The sequence below is a fragment of the Micromonospora sp. CPCC 205739 genome (genome assembly GCF_036906795.1).
Lineage (GTDB): Bacteria > Actinomycetota > Actinomycetes > Mycobacteriales > Micromonosporaceae > Micromonospora.
This window is the reverse complement of record NZ_JBAKHS010000001.1, coordinates 696104-714887: the sequence shown is the minus strand read 5'-3', so window position 1 is coordinate 714887 and position 18784 is coordinate 696104. Positions and strand designations below refer to the sequence as shown.

The following is an 18784-nucleotide window of genomic DNA, read 5'->3' as shown; positions in this document are numbered from 1 at the left end:
CATGGAGATCACCCTGGTCGAGGGGGACATCACCGCCCAGCGGGTCGACGTGATCGTCAACGCCGCCAATTCCTCGCTGCTCGGCGGCGGGGGAGTGGACGGCGCGATCCACCGCCGCGGCGGCCCCGCGATCCTCGAGGAGTGCCGGGCCCTGCGCGCCTCCCGGTACGGCCGCGGGCTGCCCACCGGGCAGGCCGTCGCCACCACCGCCGGTGAACTGCCGGCGCGCTGGGTGGTGCACACCGTCGGGCCGGTCTTCTCGGCCACCGAGGACCGGTCGGCGCTGCTGCGCGACTGCTACGCCAACAGCCTGGCCGTCGCCGACGGGCTGGGCGCCACCACGGTGGCCTTCCCGCTGATCTCCGCCGGCGTCTACGGCTGGCCGGTCGACGACGCCGTACGCCAGGCGGTCACCGTGCTGCGCGCCGCCACCCCGACGACGGTGACGGAGTCCCGGCTGGTGCTCTTCGGCGCGCCCACGCTCGCCACCGCGCAGCGGGTCCTCGCCGACGGCTGAGGCCGCTGGCCGGGCCGCGGTCAGGTGAGGTCACGTTGGCAGGACCACTCGCTGAACACCGGCTGGTAGCCGAGCCGGGCGTTGATCGCGAGCATGGGCGCGTTCTCCTCGTCGTTCGAGGTGTACGCGATCCGTACCCCACGGGCGGCGGCCCGGTGCAGGGCGGCCTGCTTGACCAGGCGGGCCAGGCCCCGGCCGCGGTGTTCCGGCAGCGTGCCGGTGAAGTCCGACCACATCCGGTCGCCGTCCCGCTTGACCAGGCTGAAGGCGACCAACTCGCCGTCGATCTCGGCGGCGGTGCTGGCCGCGCGGTCCAGGCCCAGGTTCTGCCAGACCTCGTAGTAGAAGCTGTCGTACCCGATCGCGTCCTTCGGCACGTCGCCGGGCTCGTCGGCGGCCGAGGCGACGTCGATCTGGTAGATCCGCCGCGGGTCCAGCCCGTCCAGCGGGAGGAGCCTTACGCCCTGCGGGGCGGTCGGCTCCGGCGGGGCCGGTCGCAGCTCCAGTGCCGAGTAGCGCAGTTGCCGGCTCGGCGTGAAGCCGTGCCGCCGGGCGAACGGCAGCGACTCCTCCTGCGCCCGGGTGAGGACCCGGCGTGCCCCCACGACGCGGAGGTGGTCCAGGGCGGCGCTCAGCAGCGCGGTGCCCGCGCCGCGCCGCCGGTGCTCGGGGTGGACGTGCGGGGTGGAGATCTCCCCGACGTCGGGCTCGGAGGTGTGGGTGTTGCGGTACGCCGACGCCCAGCCGACCACCCGGCCGTCCTGCTCCGCCACGAACGGGATCCAGTCCTCGCCGGGCGGTGGCTCGCTGATCATCTGCCGGGTCGACTCGACGCCCCGCACCAGGTACGGGTAGACGACCGCGCGCAGCGCCACGATCTCGGCGGCGTCGTCCGGACGCGCGGTGCGGATGCGCATTCAGGCCGTCTTCCGGACGGCGGGGACCGCCTCGATCGGGTCGGGGCGGCCGGGCGTGGCCACCCCGAGCGGGGCGCGGGACGTGATCAGATGGCTACCGGTCATCCGAGCGACGCTACGCCCGGGCTGCCGGCCGGTCGATCGGTTATCTCCCGTCGGCGGGCGACCCTCAGGCGGACTCGCGTACCACCAGCTCGGTCGGGAGGATCACCGACTCCTCGATCGCCTCGCCGGCGGCCAGCCGGAGCAGCTGCCGGGTCATCTCCCGGCCCAGTTCCACGATCTCCCACCGCACCGTGGTCAGCGGCGGCTCGGTGTACGCCGCCGTCTCGATGTCGTCGAAGCCGATCACCGCGACGTCGTCCGGCACCCGCCGCCCCGCCTCGCGCAGCGTGCGCAGGGCGGCGTGCGCCATCAGGTCGGAGGCGGCGAAGACCGCGTCCAGGTCGGGGTGCGCGGTGAGCAGCTGGTGCATCGCCGCCGCGCCGGACTCCCGGGTGAAGTCGCCGTACGCGACCAGCTCCGGCAGCCCGGCGGCGGTGACCGTCTCCCGGTAGCCGGTGAGCCGCTCGATGCCGGCGATCATGTCCTGCGGGCCGGCGATGGTGGCGATCCGCCGGCGACCGTTCCCGATCAGGTGCCGGACCGCCCGGGTCACCCCGCCGACGTTGTCGACGTCGACGTACGGCACCCGCGCGCCGTCGAGCGGCCGGCCGGCGCAGACCACCGGGATGCCGAGCCGGGCCAGCGTGCCGGGCAGCGGATCCGCACCGTGCAGCGAGGCGAAGAGCACCCCGTCGACGTGCCGCCCGGTGGTGTACCGCTCGACCCGTTCGTGACCGGCCGCCGACCCGGCGAGCATCAGCACCAGCTGCTTGTCGGCCGCCTCCAGCTCCTGGGCCGCCCCCCGGATGATCCCCGGGAAGACCTGGTCGTCGGAGAAGACCCGGGTGGCCTCCTCGGGCATGACCAGGGCGACCGAGTCGGTCCGCTGGGTGACCAGGCTGCGGGCGGCCAGGTTCGGCACGTACCCCAGCTCGGCCACGGCCCGGCGGACCGCCTCCTGGATCGGACCGGCGACCGTGGTGGAGCCGTTGACCACCCGGGACACGGTCGCCCGGGACACCCCGGCCCGGCGGGCGACCGCCTCCAGGGTCGGTCGCTGCGCGGTCGTCATCGGAGCCACCACCACCTCGTCATAGCCCGTTCCGGGAGATCACCTCCTGGTACCACCGGGCGCTGGACTTCGGTGTGCGCCGCTGGGTCAGGTAGTCGACGTGGACGATCCCGAACCGCTTCCGGTAGCCCTCGGCCCACTCGAAGTTGTCCAGCAACGACCATACGAGATAGCCGCGCAGGTCGACCCCCCGGGCGATGGCCTGGTGCGCCGCCCGCAGGTGCCCGTCGAGGTAGGCGATCCGGTCGGTGTCCATGACCTGGCCGAGACCGTCCGGACCGACGGCGCCGGTCTTGTCCGGGAAGGCGCCACCGTTCTCGGTGATCAGCATCGGCAGCCCGGGGTAGTCCCGGGCGATCCGCTCCAGCAGCCGGGTCAGCCCGGCCGCCTCGATCATCCAGCCCATCTCGGTCAGCGGGCCGGTCGGCGGGAGGAACTCCACCGTGCCCTCGGTGCCCGGGTACGCCCCGCCGCCGCCGGCCCCGCCCGCCCGGCCGGCGACGTAGGTCGGGGCGTAGTAGTTCACCCCGAGCAGGTCGATCGGCGCGGCGATGACCTTCTCGTCGCCGTCCCGGATGAACGTCGGTTCCACCAGCCGGCCGACGTGCGCCAACACGTCGTCGGGGTACCCGGCGCCGGTCAGCGGGTCGAGGAAGATCCGGTTGTGCAGGCCGTCGACCAGCCGGGCGGCGGCGACGTCGGCGGCGCTGGCCGGGTCGCCGGGCTGCACGTCGGCCGGGTTCAGGGTGATCCCCACGGTCTGCGCGCCGGCCGCGCGCAGCGCGCGGGCCGCCAGGCCGTGCCCCAGCAGCAGATGGTGTACGGCGGCGAAGGCCGCCCCGGCGTCGCGCTCGCCCGGGGCGTGCACCCCGTTGCCGTACCCCAGGTACGCCGAGCACCAGGGCTCGTTGAGCGTGGTCCAGGTGCTGATCCGGTCGCCGAGGCGGGCGTGCACGGCGAGCGTGTAGTCGGCGAAGTGCTCGGCGGTGTCCCGGGCGGTCCAGCCGCCCCGGTCCTGCAGCGCCTGCGGCAGGTCCCAGTGGTAGAGGGTGACGATCGGGTCGATCCCCCGGTCGAGCAGCGCGTCGGTCAGCCGGTCGTAGAAGTCCAGCCCGCGCGGGTTGACCGGGCCGGTGCCGTCCGGCTGGATCCGGGGCCAGGCCACCGAGAAGCGGTACGCCCCGAGCCCCAGCTCGGCCATCAGCGCCACGTCCTCGGCGTACCGGTGGTAGTGGTCGCAGGCGACGTCGCCGGTGTGCCCCTGGAAGACCTTCCCGGGGGTCCGGCTGAAGGTGTCCCAGATCGACGGGCCGCGACCGTCGTCGCGGGCCGCGCCCTCGATCTGGTACGCCGCGGTGGCGGCACCCCAGACGAAGTTCTCGGGGAAACGCAGCTCGCCCGCGTCGCCGTCTTCCGTTCGTGACTCCGGGCCTCGCCGGACCGGCTCACTCTCCGCGCTCACGCCTTGACCGCACCTTCCATGATGCCGCCGATGATCTGGCGGCCGAACACGATGAACACCAGCAGCAGGGGCAGCGTGGCGATGGCCGTACCGGTGAACACCTGGGACATGTCCTGGTAGTACCCGTCGGACAGGGCCCGCAGGGACAACTGCACGGTCGGGTTCTCCGGGTCGTTGAGCACAGCGTACGGCCAGAGGAAGTCGTTCCAGGTGGTCATGAAGGTGAGCAGGCCGAGCACGGCGGCGGCGGGGCGCAGCGCGGGCAGCACCACGTTCCAGTAGATCCGCGCGGTGCTGCACCCGTCGATCCGGGCGGCCTCGATCAGCTCGGTGCTGACCGCCTGGCCGGCGTACTGGCGCATCATGAACACCCCGAAGCCGGTGACCAGCGCCGGCACGATCACGGCCGGGAGCCGGTCGTTCCAGTTCAGCTTCGTCATCAGCATGTACAGCGGGATGACGCCGAGCTGGGTGGGCACCATCATCGTCGCGATGATCACCATCAGCAGCGCGTTGCGCCCACGGAACCTCAGCTTGGCGAAGGCGAAGCCGGCCAGGGTGGAGAAGAAGACCACCGAGACGGTGACCGACACCGCCACGATCGTCGAGTTCACCAGGCCGGTCAGGAAGTGCGCGTCGGTGTTGGCGAAGAGCCGGGAGATGTTCGCGCCCAGGTTGCCGCCGGGGGTGACCGGGGGCGGCACCTCGCCCATCGCGTCGCTGGTACGGCTGGCGACCACGAACATCCAGTAGATCGGGAAGATCGACGCCAGGGCGGTGAGGACCAGTGCCGCGTAGGTGAGCCGGCCGGCGGACCAGAGTCGGGTCATCGGGATCCCTCCTTGCGCCCGCCGCCGCCGAGCCGGCGCAGGACCAGCACGTTGATGGCCGCGACCACCGCGATCAGCGCGAAGAGCAGCCAGGCGATGGCGGAGCCGTAGCCGAAGTTGTAGTGCGGCGCGAAGGCGTTCTCGAACATGTACATGGTCACCGTCTGCGACTCGCGCAGCGGCCCGCCGCGGATCGCGTTGGTGCCGGAGTTGAAGAGGCGGGGCTCGGTGAAGAGCTGGAGCCCGCCGATGGTGGAGATGATGACCGCGAAGATGATGGTCGGCTTGAGCAGCGGCACGGTGATCGACCAGAACTGCCGGGACCGGCCGGCCCCGTCGATCGAGGCCGACTCGTAGAGGTCGCGCGGGATGGCCTGCATCGCGGCCAGGAAGATCAGCGCGTTGTACCCCGTCCACCGCCAGTCCACCATGGTCGAGATGGCCACCCAGGAGGCGAACCGGTTGGCCTTCCAGTCGATGGCGTCGATCCCGACCAGGTCCAGCAGCCAGTTGATCATGCCGAACTCGCGGCCGAAGAGCACGCCGAAGACGATCGCGACCGCGGCCGTGGAGGTGACGTTGGGGATCAGCACGGCCATCCGCCAGCCGGTCCGCGCCCGCAGCCGGCGGTTGAGCAGGTTGGCCAGCCAGAGCGCGAGAAGCAGCTGCGGGACGGTGGAGATGACGAAGATGCCGAGGGTGTTGACCACCGAGTGCCAGAAGTCGGGGTCGGCCATCAGCTGGGTGTAGTTCTGCGCCCCGATGAACGTGGGCTCGATCCCCAGCAGGTCCCAGTCGTGCAGCGAGACCCAGAAGGTGTAGGCCAGCGGGTAGATCCCGAAGACCGCGAAGAGCAGGAAGAACGGGGCGATGTAGAGGTACGGCGAGTACCGGGTGTCGAACCGGGTGAGCCGGATGCCCCGGGTCGGGCGGGTGTGGCGCGGCGTCGGTGCTACCGGGGGTCGCGCGTCGAGCTGGACGGCCATGCCGTGGACTCCTTCTCCGCCGTGCGGGCGGGACCGGCGTCGCCGAGCCCGCCCGCACGCCTGGCTCGGACTACTTGGCGGCGGCCTTCTTCGCGTTGTTCACGGCGTCGTTCCAGCCCTGCTCGGGGTTGCGCTGGCCCAGCTCCACGGTGCGCACCGCGTTCTCCACCTCGGTGCGGACGGCCTGGTTCTTCGGGCCCATGTAGACCGGCTTGAGGCTCTTGGCGCCGGTGCCGAAGATCTTGCCGACCGGCGCGCCGGAGAAGTACGGGTTCGTCGAGTCGGTGATCGCCGGGTCGTCGAGCGCCTGCGGCGACGACGGCAGCGGGCCCTTGGCCTTGAAGGCGCCGATCTGGCCCTTGGCGCTGGTCAGGAACTTGGTCAGCTCGATCGCCTCGGCCTGGTGCTTGCTCTGCTTCGGCACGGCGAGGAAGGAGCCGCCCCAGTTGCCGCCGTTGCCGGGGACCTGGGCGATGTCCCACTTGCCCTTGGCGGCCGGGCCGGCGTTGCCCTCGATGACGCCGGTCATCCAGGCGGGGCAGGCGATGGTGGCGAACTTCGACTGCTTGAAGGCGGAGACCCACTCCTCGGACCAGGAGCCGTACTTCCCGGAGAGGCCGGAGTCGATGATGTCGACGGTGGTGTCGTAGGCCTGCTTCACCGCCGGGTTGCTGTCGACAACCAGGTTGTTGCTGGTGTCGTAGTAGCTGTAGCCGGAGGTGTTGCCGGCGGTCTGGAGCAGGATGGTGCTGAAGATGTTGGTCGCCGCGTCGAGGAAGGACGCCCCGGTGTTGGCCGACTTGAACTTCTCGCCGGTGGCGATGTAGTCCTGCCAGGTCGGCCAGAGCTTGGACACCTGGTCCCGCTCGGTGGGCAGGCCGGCCTTGGCGAAGAGGTCCTTGCGGTAGCACATGGCGATGCCGCCGACGTCGGTGCCGAGGCCGATGAGCTGCTTGCCGTCGGCGGTGAGCCCCTGGTTCCACTTCCAGTCCAGGAAGTTGCCCTTGAGGTCGGCGGCGCCGTGGTCGAGCAGGTTGACGAAGTTCTGCGGGTTGGCCTTGTACTCGACCAGCAGCCCCTCCTCGATGGCGACCACGTCGCCCGCGCCCTTGCCGGCGGCGAGCCACTGGGTGAGCTTCGGCGAGTACTCGTCGAGGTTGCTGCCGGTGCCCCGCTCGACGATCTTCACGCCGGGGTGGCTGGCCATGTACTCCTTGTAGAGCTCCTCGTAGCCGAACTGGCCGAAGACGTCGACGGTCAGTGTGATCGGCCCGCCCTCGGCGGGCTCGTCGTCGCCCGCGCAGGCGGTGGTGCCGAGCAGGGCGGTGGTGGCCACCAGGGCCACCGCCGCCAGACGGCGGCGCGAAAAGGTACCCATCTGCCTCGGATTCCTCTCAGGTCAATCGATGGTGGAGCGGGTGGACCTGCTGGTGAGCGAGTCGCAGCCGGGTCCTGACACGATCGTGAGGGGCTGAGAGAGCGCTCTCACGACAGCGTCACCGCTCACCGGTCGGCTGTCAAGAGAGCGCTCTCTCGCTGCGTCCGAGCCGTGACCTCAGGGCCGGAAACACGAAAAGAGTGGCCATCCGAGGCGGAATGACCACTCTTTCCGTGAAGCAGGGGCAGGGGACCGGGAGGTCCTGGGGGTCAGCCGGTGCGCAGGCCGTCCAGGAGGGTGCGGTCGCCGGTGACGCCGAGCGCGTCGTAGCCGATCCGGCCCCAGAGGGCGAGCAGCAGGTCACTGGCGGTGCCGGTCACCTGCACCCGGGCGTGGTGGTCCTCGTGGCCGAAGACCGTGGCGGTGTCGAGCAGCGCCACCCCCTCGCCGCGCAGCCGCAGGTACCAGTCCTGCGCGGCGTCGGTCGCGGTCAACTGCACCACCCCGTGCCACTGGCCCGGCACCGCCCGGCGCCCGGCCGGCAGCCAGGTGTCCAGCACCTCGCTGACCCCGTCGGCCGCGAGCTTGGCCTCGATCGGCTCACCGGCGGCGATGGCGAGCTGGGCGTCCCAGCGGTGCACCGCCGTCTCGTGCGCCATCCGGCGCGGCCAGAAACCGGCCTTCTTCGGCTGCGGCGCCCAGTTCCAGGCCGGCGCCTCCGGGTCCAGGCTGTCGAAGAGGGTCATCAGCTGGTCGTAGCCGTGCTGCCAGAGCTGCAGCGGGGTCACCCCGCTGGGCAGCTCGGCGCCGTCCGGGCGGGCCGGCTGGCTGGTCTCGCCGGAGCCGACGAACGAGTGCACCCAGTGGTAGATGCGGGCCAGGTGCAGGGTGAGGTCGGCGACCGTCCAGCCGGGACAGGAGAGCACGGGTGTCTCCGGCGGCGCCTCGGCCACCGCGGCGGCGAACGCCGGGCCGTCCACCCGGAGCGCGCCGATCCAGAAGTCCTTCGTGCCGTGCAGTCTGCTCATCGCAATCCTCCCGGGGGTGACCGGGCCACCAGTGGGTGCCGCGGCTACCCCTCAGCCTAGGGTGAGAGGCGTGTCAGACGTCTACGCCCAACCGACGACCGGAGCCGACCCCGCCGACCCGGCCACCCTGGCGAGGTACACCACACTGCGCCTCGGTGGCCCCGCCGGACGGCTGGAGACCGCCACCAGTGCCGAGGAGATCGTACGAACCGTGCGCCAGGCGCGGCGGCGTGACGAGCCGGTGCTCATCCTCGCGGGCGGCAGCAACGTCGTGGTGGGCGACGAGGGATTCCCCGGCACGGTCGTCCTGGTCCGGTCGCGAGGGCTGCGGGTCGTCGCCGAGGACGCCGACACCGTCACCGTACGGGTCGAGGCCGGCGAGCCCTGGGACGACCTGGTCGCCGCGACCGTGGACAACGGCTGGTCGGGGCTGGAGTGCCTCTCCGGCATCCCCGGCTCGGCCGGCGCCACCCCGATCCAGAACGTCGGCGCGTACGGCCAGGAGGTCGCCGAGAGCATCACCGGCGTCCAGGTGTACGACCGCGCCGACGACAGCCTCGGCCGGGTCGAGGCGGCGGACTGCGGCTTCGCGTACCGGTCCAGCATCTTCAAGTACAGCGACCGCTGGGTGGTGCTCTCGGTCGACTTCCGGCTGCACCGCTCCGCGCTCTCCGGCCCGGTGCGCTACGCCGAGCTGGCCCGGGCGCTCGGCGTCGAGGTGGGCGACCGGGTGCCGCTGGCCGACGCCCGCGCGACGGTGCTGAAGCTGCGCGCCGGCAAGGGCATGGTGCTCGACGCCACCGACCCGGACACCTGGTCGGTGGGCTCGTTCTTCACCAACCCGGTGCTCGACCGGGAGGCGTACGAGCTGTTGCGCGCCCGCGCCACCGACCTCGGCGAACCGCCCTCCTGGCCCTGCCCCGGCGACATGGTGAAGGTCAGCGCCGCCTGGCTGATCGACAAGGCCGGCTTCGCCAAGGGCCACCTCGGCCCCGAGGGCACCGCCATCTCCAGCAAGCACACGCTGGCCCTCACCAACCACACCGGTACGGCCAGCACCGCGGCCCTGGTAGCCCTGGCCCGCGACATCCGCGACACCGTCCACGCCCGCTTCGCCGTAACCCTCCACCCCGAACCCGTCCTCATCAACTGCACCATCTGACCCCACCGCACCCCCCGGCCCCAGTCCGTTGATCATGAAGTTAGCGGCGATGTCGATCTCCTGAGGTGCCGCCAACTTCATGATCAACGGGAGTTGGCGGGGGTGGGCGGGGTCAGGTGGGGGCTACGGCGGGCCAGGGGAGGGTCAGTTCGCCGTGGCGCCAGCGGGGCGGGCGGTCGAGGACGGGCCAGCCGGACTGTTTGAGGGCGCTGACGGTGCGGAGCCAGCGTTGGCGGGGGCCGAACGGGGCGTAGCCGGCGGCGGCCTGCCAGGAGTCGTCCAGGGCGCGGATCAGCTCGTGCACCCGCTCGCCGGGGACGTTGCGGTGGATCAGCGCCTTGGGCAGGCGTTCGGCCAGCTGGGCGGGGCTCTCCAGGGTCGCCAGGCGGGCCGCCAGGGTCAGCGTGCGGGGGCCGTCCGCGTCGACCAGCACCCAGCCGCCCAGCCGGCCCAGCTCGTCGCAGGTCCCCTCGATCAGCGCCCCGCCCGGGGCGAGCCGGTCGGTGACCGTACGCCACGCGGCGGCGACCTCGCTCTCGTCGTACTGGCGCAGGACGTTGAACGCGCGGACCAGGACCGGGCGTAGCCCGGCCAGCTCGAAGCCGCCCCGGGCGAAGGTCAGCCCGGGCGGGTCGGCGGCGGGCGCGGCGGCGGCCACCCGTACCGGATCGATCTCCAGCCCGACCACCCGTACGTCGGCGCGGACCCCGGCGGCCAGCCGGGCGCGCAGCTCCACGGCGGTGACCGGGGTCGCGCCGTAACCGAGGTCCACCACCAGCGGGTCGGCGGCGGCACGGAGCCGGTCGCCGCAGGTGGCCACGATCCAGTTGTCCACCCGCCGCAGCCGGTTGGGGTTCGTGGTCCCCCGGGTCACCACGCCCTGGGGACGTCCCGGCCCGGCCCTCACCCGCGACCGGCCCGACTCACTGCCCGACCCGGTGCACCTTGTGCTGGGCAGCCTGGGCCAGCGGGCGGACCACCAGCCGGTCCACGTTGACGTGGTGCGGGCGGGTGGCGCACCAGGCGATGCAGTCGGCCACGTCCTCGGCGACCAGCGGCTCGGGCACCCCCGCGTACGTGGCGGCGGCCTTGTCGGCGTCCCCGCCGAAGCGGACCAGCCCGAACTCGTCGGTCCGCACCATGCCCGGGTCGATCTCGATCACCCGCACCGGCCGCCCGCACAGCTCCAGCCGCAGCGTCCCGGCGATCGCGGTCTGCGCGTGCTTGGCCGCGGTGTAGCCGCCACCGCCCTCGTAGACGGTGAAGCCGGCGGTGGAGGAGACGATCACGATGGTGCCGGCGCCGGACGCCTCCAGCGCGGGCAGCAGCGCCTGGGTGACCCGGAGCGTGCCGAGCACGTTGACGTCGTACATCCACTGCCAGTCGCCGATCGCGCCGGACTCCACCGGGTCCAGCCCGCGCGCGCCGCCGGCGTTGTTGACCAGCAGGGTGACCGGCCCTGGTGCGGCCTGGGCCGCGGCGGCCAGCCCGGCCACCGACTCGTCCGAGGTGACGTCGCAGGCCACCGCGGTGGCGGTGCCGCCGGCCGCCTCGATCTGCGCGACCAGCTCGGCCAGCCGGTCGGTACGCCGGGCAGCGGCCAGCACGTGGAAGCCCTCGGCGGCCAACCGGCGGGCGGTGGCCGCGCCGATCCCGCTGGACGCCCCGGTGACGATCGCGACGGAGGTCATCCGGACATTGTCCTCCCGCTGCGCCGGCCGGTCGTGGCGGGGCGGTCGATGGCGTGGGTCACCCCGGGGGAGAGCGCGGGCGCATTTCCGGGTCCCGATCGGGAAGATGACACTCGGCGCGAGAGTTGACCGAGAAGCGCCGGTCGTGCGGGACGGCATACACCGTGGCAGAGGGAGCGGACGTGGCGGAAATGCACACCGGCGTCGGTCGTCAGCGAGGTGCCCGCCCGTGGCCCCGCCCCCGGCGGATCGCCACCCTGTCGGTGCACACCTCTCCACTGCACCAGCCCGGCACCGGTGACGCCGGCGGCATGAACGTCTACATCCTGGAGGTCGCCCGGCGGCTCGCCGAGGCCGACGTCGAGGTGGAGATCTTCACCCGGGCCACCTCCGGCGACCTGCCCCCGGTGGTCGAGATGGCGCCCGGTGTGCACGTCCGGCACATCACCTCCGGCCCGCTGGAGGGGCTGACCAAGGAGGATCTGCCCGGGCAGCTGTGCGCGTTCACCGCCGGCGTGCTGCGTGCCGAGGCGGCCCGCCCGCCCGGCCACTACGACCTGATCCACTCGCACTACTGGCTCTCCGGTCAGGTCGGCTGGCTGGCGAAGGAGCGCTGGGGCGTGCCCCTGGTGCACACCGCGCACACCCTCGCCAAGGTGAAGAACGCCCAGCTCGCCGCCGGTGACCGCCCGGAGCCGAAGGCCCGGGTGATCGGCGAGGAGCAGGTGGTCGCCGAGGCGGACCGGCTGGTGGCCAACACCCGGGTCGAGGCGACCGACCTGATCGCCCGCTACGACGCCGACCCGGCCCGGGTCGCCGTGGTCGAGCCCGGCGTCGACCTGGACCGCTTCCGTCCCGCCCCCGGCGACCGGCTCGCGGCCACCCGCGCCGCCCGCCGCCGGCTGGGGCTGCCCACCGACGGGTACGTGGTGGCGTTCGTCGGCCGGATCCAGCCGCTGAAGGCGCCGGACGTGCTGGTCCGCGCGGCCGCCGCGCTGCGCGAGTGCGACCCGGCCCTGGCCGAGCAGTTGACGGTGGTGATCTGCGGCGGCCCGAGCGGTAGCGGGCTCGACCGTCCCGCCTCGCTGATGGAGCTGGCCGGTTCGCTCGGTGTGGCCGACCGGGTGCGCTTCCTGCCCCCGCAGACCGGCGACGACCTGCCGGCCCTGTACCGGGCCGCCGACCTGGTCGCAGTGCCGTCGCACAACGAGTCGTTCGGCCTGGTCGCCCTGGAGGCCCAGGCCTGCGGTACGCCGGTGGTGGCGGCCGCCGTGGGTGGCCTGGTGACCGCCGTCCGGGACGGGGTCAGCGGGGTGCTCGTCGACGGCCACGACCCGGCCGACTGGGCCCGTACCCTCGCCCGCCTGCTGCCCGACCCGGCGCTGCGGGCCGACCTGGCGGGCGGCGCGGCCCGGCACGCGCGCAACTTCTCCTGGCAGCGCACCGTCTCGGGCCTGCTCGCCGTCTACGGGGAGGCGATCGCCGAGCACCGGAGCCGGCTGGCCACCCAGCTCGCCGGGGACGCGGCGATGTCCTGTTCCTGGTGAGCCGGGCCACTCCGCGCCGTCCGGTGCGCCCCGGCGCGCGCCCGTAGAGTGGGTGCGATGAGCGCGAAGAGCGACCTGGCCGCCCTGATCGAGTCCGTCTGCGCCGAGCGCGAGCTGGACTGGGAGCCGACCGGCGAAGGCTCCTACGCGATCACCCTGCCCGGCACGCACAAGCTCAAGACCATCTGCAACCTGATCGTCGGCGAGCACGCGCTGCGGATCGAGGCGTTCGTGATGCGCCAGCCCGACGAGCGGCGCGAGGAGCTGTGGGCCTGGCTCCTGCAGCGCAACGCCCGGATGTACGGCGTCTCGTTCTCCATCGACGCGGTGGGCGACGTCTACCTCACGGGTCGGGTCAACCCGTCCGGCATCGACGCCGACGAGCTGGACCGGCTGCTCGGCGCCGTGCTGACGTACGCCGACGAGTCCTTCGACACGATGCTGGAGATCGGCTTCGGCAGCTCGATCCGCCGGGAGTGGGAGTGGCGGGTCAAGCGGGGCGAGTCCACCGCCAACCTCGCCGCCTTCGCGCACCTGTTCGAGCCGTCCGCTGGAGGTTCGGACCGGTCCTGACGGGTATGCCGCACCGCTGCGGTGCGGCGAAACGGGACCCGCCGCAGGCCGAGACGGACTGTCGAGGAGCGTGCGATGGCTCAGCGGAACAGCTCAGGTCGCGGCGGAACTGCGACCAGGACCAAACGGCAGGCGGGCAACCAGACGCCGAACACCCCTGGCATCTCGGAGTCGGAGATCTCGCGGATGCGGGTCGACGACATCCGGGGGCAGCTGCGGCGTCGCGGTGTCTCCGGCATCTCCGCGCTGCGCAAGCCCGAGTTGGTGAAGACGCTCGCGCAGAGCCTGCGGTCCGAGGGCCGGGCCGGCGGCGCGGCGCGGCGGAGCACCGGACCGTCCGGCCGGGCACCCGCCAAGAAGGCCGGCGCCACGAAGGCCGCCACCAAGAAGGCCGCGGGCGCCCGGAAGACCACGCCCGGGCGGGCGAAGGCCGCACCGGGCCCGGCCCGCAAGGCGGCTCCGGCCCGCAAGGCCACACCGGCCGCCGCCCGGAAGACGACGACCGCCCGTGCGACGACCAGCCGGGCGAAGGCGGCGCCGGCGAAGGTGTCCCGGGCCAAGGCCGCGCCCGCGAAGGCCGGCGCTCGCGCGAAGGCGACGCCGGCGAAGGCGGGCGCTCGCGCGAAGGCCGTACCGGCGAAGGCGGGCGGTCGGGCCAAGGCCGCACCGGCGAAGGCGGGCGCGCGCGCCAAGGCCGCACCCGCGAAGGCGGGTGCCCGGGCGAAGGCGACGCAGGCGAAGGCGGGTGCCCGGGCGAAGGCCACGCCCGCGAAGGCCGGCGCTCGCGCGAAGGCCGCACCGGCGAAGGCGGGCGCCCGCGCCAAGGCGGCGCCGGCGAAGGCAGCCGGCACCGGCCCGGCCGTCACCGGCCCGGCCGCTGCCCTGACGACGGGCGTGCGTACCGGCCGATCCAGCTCACGGTCGGTACGGTCGTCGCAGGTGATCTCGTCGCCGGCGGACCGCCCCGAGCGCCCCGGTCGCAGCCTGGTCACCAGCAACCACGAGGTGATCCAGAACTGGGCCCGGGCCCGTGGCGCCCAGCCGGCGACCATCGTCGGCACCGAGCGGGAGGGCCGGCCGGGCGTGCTGACCTTCGAGATCCCGGGCTACCGGGAGAGCAGCCGGGTCCAGGTGATCAGCTGGGACGACTGGTTCCGGACGTTCGACGCACGACGGCTGAATCTCATCTACCAGGAGCAGCTGCGCGACGGCCGGCAGAGCAACTTCTTCCGGACGGAGTCCCCCGATCGGGAGGACGCGTGAGGCGTTTATGGGAATCGTCGCCGGGTACGCCGTGTTGACCAGTCAAGAGTCCCGCAGAAGTACCGGAGGGGACACCGGCGCTGTGACCGGCGAGACAGCGATCCGGGTTGAATCCGGAATCCGGGCGAACTAACTTTATTGCACCGCGCCACGCTCGGAACCGTTCGGGGGAGCGGCGGATCGATCAGATCCGTGCACGAGCGAGGCGCAAGAAACGGGTGGAGCACATCGTTGGGGGACGGTGCCACCCGTGGAACCGGCGGCGCGAGCGGGCGACGCTTACGGGGGTGAGTGTCGCCCGCCGCCGCCGGGCAAGCGGAGAACGCCCACCACGACCACGGTCGAGGTGGGCGTTCTGCCGTCGTTTCGTCAGCCCACCGGCTGCGGAGCGGCCCCCGGTTCGGCGACCCGCCGGGCCGCCACCCGGCGTTCCCGGCTCGGCCCGGCCAGCAGGTGCCCACCGGCGGCGAGCAGCCCCAGGGCCGCCACCACCAGCCAGTGCCGCTCCCCGAGGTACTGCAGGCTCACCCCGCCGAGCGTCGGCGCGACGAACGACGCCGCCGGAAAGGTCAGGTAGAACACCGACTGGTAGCGCGCCCGCAGTTCGGGTGGGGCCAGGTCGGCGTTGATCTGCGCGTTCGGCGGCGCGGCCAGCATCGAGCCGACCGTCCAGACCACCGCGGCGGCCAGGTAGACCCAGAGCTGGTCGGCCAGGGCCAGCACCCCGAAGCCCACCGCCAGCAACCCGGTGGAAAGCGCCAGCACGCGGTGCGCGCGCCGCCGGTCGATCAATGCGGGTACGAAGAGCTGTCCCACCACGATCAGTGCGCCGCCCAGCGCCACCACCGTCCCGTACGCCGACGGACTCAGCCCGTCCGCGCGCATGGCCAGCGGCATGATCGTCGAGATCTGCATGGTGAGCACGGCCAGCACGAAGGTGAGCCCGACGAAGACCAGGAAGGTGCGGTCGGTCAGCGCGGTGTGCAGCCCCGGCGGGCGGACCCGCCCGGCCCGGTCCGCCACCGCGTCGCCGGTGATCCGCCCGCCCCGGGCCTGCTCCGGGTGGCTCTCGGCCCGCTTCGAGCGGCGGTGGGGCAGCGTCTCGGGGACCTTCCAGGCGATCAGCCCGGCGGCGGCCAGGGTGGCGGCGGCGTCGACCAGGAAGAGCGCGAGGAAGCTCGCCTCGGCCAGCAGCCCGGCCAGCAGCGAGGCCACCGCCATGCCCAGGTTGAACGCCCAGAACTGGAGGTTGAACGCGCGCGAGCGGCGGTGCTCGGGGACCACGTCCACGATCGCCGCGACGAAGGCCGGACTGGGCATCGAGTGCGCGACCCCGACCAGCGCGGCCAGCGCGGCGATCATCGCCAGGTGCTCGCTGAACGCCAGCCCTGCCATCAGCCCCGCCGCCGCCAGGTGCGCGGCCAGCAGGGTGGCCCGGCGGCCCCAGCGGTCCGCCAGCACCCCGCCGAGCAGCACCCCGACCGCCCCGCCGGCCCCGTACGCGCCGACCACCACGCCGGCCAGCGACTCGCTGGCCCCGCGCGCCGCGGTGAGGTAGAGCGACAGGAAGAGCACCGCGAAGGCGCCGGCCCGGTTGACCAGCAGCCCCGCCCAGAGGTACCAGAAGGTGGCGGGCAGGCCCCCGGCAGTTCCGTCCCACCAGCGCCGTAGCCCGCGCACCCGTCCTCCAGAAACTTTGTTAACCGATAACTTTCCGACCGTATGCAGCCCCGCGCGAGCGCGCCACCGTGTTAGTGATCACCGGGCCGGGCCGGCTGCGGGGTTCGCGCGGGCCCGACGGCGGACGGTGGTCGGAGGCACTGTCGAGCTGATGCCGTCAACGATTCGGGCTCCGGGTCCGACGGGCGTGATTCGTTCACGTCATCAGCTCGGAAGGGCCCGTACAGTGCCCTGCCTCGTCCGAGCCCGGGGCCTCGGCCGGTCCGCGTGCCGAGGCGGGTGCGCGCGGTCGGCGTACTCAGGAAGGGGTGCGGGCCGGGACGGGCTCGGCCGGGGCGGTGGCGGCGGCCTCGGCCGCCTCGGGGGCCGGCTGCCGGACGGCGGTGACCGGCGTGACCGGCTGCGTCGCCGGCCGGAGCTGGGCGGCCCGCCGCTCCCGGGCCGGCCCGGAGATCAGGTGGGCCACCGCCATCAGGGCGCCGATGGCGGCGCAGCCGAGCCAGAGCTCGGTGTTGCCGGCCCGCTCCCGGACCAGGCCGCCGAGGATCGGCGCCGCCGCCCCGGCGATCTGCCAGGAGAGCGAGAAGACGCCCTGGTAGCGGCCGCGCAGCCGGTCGGGGGAGAGTTCGGCGATGAGGGTGGCGTTGGACGGCGAGTTGAGCATCTCGCCGAGGGTCCAGATCAGCACCGTGAGGCCGTAGAACCAGGCGGCGTCGGCGAACGCGGTGAGGCCGAAACCGACGCCCATCACCAGCGAGGCCAGGGCGAGCACGTGCGAGCGGCTGCGACCCCTGATCAACCGGGGCACGAAGAGCTGCCCGACGACGATCAGCACGCCGTTGAGCGCGATCACCGAGCCGTACGTGGCGGGGCTGAGCCCCGAGTCGCCCATCGCGATCGGCAGCATCGAGATGTGCTGGAGGAAGACCAGCGCGCCGAACAGGTTCAGCACCACGAAGCCCAGGAAGACCCGGTCGGTCAGGATCGTGCGCAGCGCGCCGGCCGGGGCGACGCCACCGGGGCGGGCGGGGGCGGCCGTGGCCCGGCGGGTCTCCTTCACCCGGGTGAAGATGATCAGCGCGGTGACCACGGTGGTGATCGCGTCGACCACGAAGAGCAGCAGGTAGCCGGCCTGGGCGGCGAACCCGGCGAGCACCGCGGCGCAGGCGAAGCCGAGGTTGATCGCCCAGTAGTTCAGCGAGAAGGCGCGCAGCCGGTCCTTCTCCGGCACCACGTCGACCATCATCGCGCCGAACGCGGGCCGGGCCGCCTCGGCGAACATGCCGAGCAGCAGCGCACCCACCGCCACCGTGGGCAGCTCCCGGGCGAAGCCGAGCGCCAGCATCATGGTGGCCGCGCCGAGGTGCGCGGTGAGCAGCGTGGGCCGGCGGCCCCAGCGGTCGGCGAGCGTCCCGCCGACGGTGGTGCCGACCGCGCCGCCGACGCCCCAGAGGCCGAGCACCAGGCCGGCCTGGGCGTTCGAGAACCCGCGCTCCTGGGTGAGGTAGATGGCGAGGAAGACCAGGACGAACGAGCCGACCCGGTTGATCAGGGTGCCGGTCCAGAGGTACCAGAAGGTCCTCGGCAGCCCTCCGGTGGTGTCCCGGAACCAACTCCGCACCGTCCGCACGCCCGCGCCCCCGCTCAGGTAATGACCGCCCCGTTTCAAGCGCCTTACAACCTAGTGTCGGCCCGGAACACCGGTCACCGGTTTTTCCACGTGGTGGTCGTCACGACCACTGCCTGTGTGTCCACCGGCGGGTTGCGGCAGGATGATCGGCATGACTGCGAGCGAGGGGCCCACCGTCGGGACGCTGGTCCTGTTGCGGCACGGCGAGAGCGACTGGAACGCCAAGAACCTCTTCACCGGCTGGGTGGACGTCGACCTGACCGAGAAGGGCGAGAACGAGGCGCGGCGCGGCGGCGAGCTGATGCGCGAGCACGGCCTGCTGCCCGACGTGGTGCACACCAGCGTGATGCGCCGCGCGATCCGCACCGCCGAGCTGGCGCTCAACGCCGCCGACCGGCACTGGATCGCGGTGCGCCGGTCGTGGCGGCTCAACGAGCGGCACTACGGCGCCCTGCAGGGCAAGAACAAGAAGCAGACCCTGGAGGAGTACGGCGAGGAGCAGTTCATGCTCTGGCGCCGGTCGTACGACACCCCGCCGCCCCCGATCGCCGACGACGACGAGTTCTCGCAGGTCGGCGACCCGCGCTACGCGCTGCTGCCGACCGAGCTGATGCCGCGCACCGAGTGCCTCAAGGACGTCGTCGAGCGGATGCTGCCGTACTGGTACGACTCGATCGTGCCCGACATCCTGGCCGGCCGTACGGTGCTGGTGGCCGCGCACGGCAACTCGCTGCGCGCCCTGGTCAAGCACCTCGACCAGATCAGCGACGAGGCGATCGCCAAGCTGAACATCCCCACCGGCATCCCGCTGCGCTACGACCTCGACGCCCAGCTGCGCCCGCACACCCTGGGCGGCACCTACCTCGACCCGGCCGCCGCCAAGGAGGCCGCCGCCGCGGTGGCCAACCAGGGCCGCTGACGTACCCGCGAAAAGGCCCCCGGT

At 72.9% G+C, this 18784-nt stretch carries 17 protein-coding genes; 6 read left to right on the top strand and 11 right to left on the bottom strand.

Features of this window, described 5'->3' with window-relative positions:
- Position 1: 1 nt before the first annotated feature.
- Entirely contained in the window at positions 2-517 is a 516-nt protein-coding gene (locus V6U88_RS03355) for an O-acetyl-ADP-ribose deacetylase (protein WP_334449696.1), read from the top strand.
- Between the two features lie 20 nt (positions 518-537).
- On the opposite strand, the gene V6U88_RS03350 is transcribed toward V6U88_RS03355, so the two are convergent.
- From V6U88_RS03350 to V6U88_RS03320, 7 genes are all read right to left on the bottom strand, one after another.
- Positions 538-1434 carry a GNAT family N-acetyltransferase gene (locus V6U88_RS03350; RefSeq protein WP_334449695.1) on the bottom strand — a complete coding sequence of 299 codons (897 nt, stop codon included), beginning with the start codon at positions 1432-1434 and terminating at the stop codon, positions 538-540.
- A 169-nt stretch (positions 1435-1603) separates the two neighbouring features.
- Positions 1604-2611, bottom strand: coding sequence for a LacI family DNA-binding transcriptional regulator (locus V6U88_RS03345; protein ID WP_334449694.1), 1008 nt, complete (start codon positions 2609-2611; stop codon positions 1604-1606).
- A 19-nt stretch (positions 2612-2630) separates the two neighbouring features.
- A complete protein-coding gene (locus tag V6U88_RS03340; protein ID WP_334449906.1) occupies positions 2631-4004 on the bottom strand; it encodes a GH1 family beta-glucosidase in 1374 nt (457 codons plus the stop codon).
- Positions 4005-4069: 65 nt separating this feature from the next.
- The gene (locus V6U88_RS03335; protein ID WP_334449693.1) at positions 4070-4903 is read right to left on the bottom strand and encodes a carbohydrate ABC transporter permease; all 834 of its coding nucleotides are present in this window, start codon (positions 4901-4903) and stop codon (positions 4070-4072) included.
- Positions 4900-5889 carry a carbohydrate ABC transporter permease gene (locus V6U88_RS03330; protein ID WP_334449692.1) on the bottom strand — a complete coding sequence of 330 codons (990 nt, stop codon included), beginning with the start codon at positions 5887-5889 and terminating at the stop codon, positions 4900-4902. The genes V6U88_RS03335 and V6U88_RS03330 overlap by 4 nt, the downstream gene beginning before the upstream one ends.
- A gap of 70 nt (positions 5890-5959) precedes the next feature.
- A complete protein-coding gene (locus tag V6U88_RS03325; RefSeq protein ID WP_334449691.1) occupies positions 5960-7267 on the bottom strand; it encodes an ABC transporter substrate-binding protein in 1308 nt (435 codons plus the stop codon).
- A gap of 269 nt (positions 7268-7536) precedes the next feature.
- Positions 7537-8295 carry a maleylpyruvate isomerase family mycothiol-dependent enzyme gene (locus tag V6U88_RS03320; protein WP_334449690.1) on the bottom strand — a complete coding sequence of 253 codons (759 nt, stop codon included), beginning with the start codon at positions 8293-8295 and terminating at the stop codon, positions 7537-7539.
- Between the two features lie 70 nt (positions 8296-8365).
- Here V6U88_RS03320 and V6U88_RS03315 point away from each other — a divergent pair, with 70 nt between their 5' ends.
- Positions 8366-9457, top strand: coding sequence for a UDP-N-acetylmuramate dehydrogenase (locus tag V6U88_RS03315; RefSeq protein WP_334449689.1), 1092 nt, complete (start codon positions 8366-8368; stop codon positions 9455-9457).
- A 112-nt stretch (positions 9458-9569) separates the two neighbouring features.
- Here the strand turns inward: V6U88_RS03315 and V6U88_RS03310 are convergent, their stop codons facing one another.
- Together V6U88_RS03310 and V6U88_RS03305 are read right to left on the bottom strand one after the other, a co-directional pair.
- A complete protein-coding gene (locus V6U88_RS03310; protein WP_334449688.1) occupies positions 9570-10364 on the bottom strand; it encodes a class I SAM-dependent methyltransferase in 795 nt (264 codons plus the stop codon).
- A gap of 16 nt (positions 10365-10380) precedes the next feature.
- The gene (locus V6U88_RS03305; protein WP_334449687.1) at positions 10381-11148 is read right to left on the bottom strand and encodes an SDR family NAD(P)-dependent oxidoreductase; all 768 of its coding nucleotides are present in this window, start codon (positions 11146-11148) and stop codon (positions 10381-10383) included.
- Between the two features lie 182 nt (positions 11149-11330).
- Between V6U88_RS03305 and mshA the strand changes: the two genes are divergently transcribed.
- The 3 genes from mshA to V6U88_RS03285 all read left to right on the top strand — a co-directional run bounded on the left by mshA (position 11331) and on the right by V6U88_RS03285 (position 14531).
- Positions 11331-12695, top strand: coding sequence for a D-inositol-3-phosphate glycosyltransferase (mshA, locus tag V6U88_RS03300; RefSeq protein ID WP_334449686.1), 1365 nt, complete (start codon positions 11331-11333; stop codon positions 12693-12695).
- Positions 12696-12752: 57 nt separating this feature from the next.
- Entirely contained in the window at positions 12753-13268 is a 516-nt protein-coding gene (locus V6U88_RS03295) for a YbjN domain-containing protein (protein ID WP_334449685.1), read from the top strand.
- Positions 13269-13814: 546 nt separating this feature from the next.
- The gene (locus V6U88_RS03285; RefSeq protein ID WP_442934560.1) at positions 13815-14531 is read left to right on the top strand and encodes a hypothetical protein; all 717 of its coding nucleotides are present in this window, start codon (positions 13815-13817) and stop codon (positions 14529-14531) included.
- Between the two features lie 369 nt (positions 14532-14900).
- Here the strand turns inward: V6U88_RS03285 and V6U88_RS03280 are convergent, their stop codons facing one another.
- Together V6U88_RS03280 and V6U88_RS03275 are read right to left on the bottom strand one after the other, a co-directional pair.
- Positions 14901-16211, bottom strand: coding sequence for an MFS transporter (locus V6U88_RS03280; protein ID WP_334449684.1), 1311 nt, complete (start codon positions 16209-16211; stop codon positions 14901-14903).
- A 298-nt stretch (positions 16212-16509) separates the two neighbouring features.
- Positions 16510-17841, bottom strand: a complete 1332-nt coding sequence (locus V6U88_RS03275; RefSeq protein ID WP_334449683.1) for an MDR family MFS transporter — start codon at positions 17839-17841, stop codon at positions 16510-16512.
- Between the two features lie 151 nt (positions 17842-17992).
- Between V6U88_RS03275 and V6U88_RS03270 the strand changes: the two genes are divergently transcribed.
- Positions 17993-18760 (top strand): phosphoglyceromutase, encoded by a 768-nt coding sequence (locus V6U88_RS03270; RefSeq protein WP_334449682.1) that lies wholly within the window; start codon positions 17993-17995, stop codon positions 18758-18760.
- Positions 18761-18784: the final 24 nt, after the last annotated feature.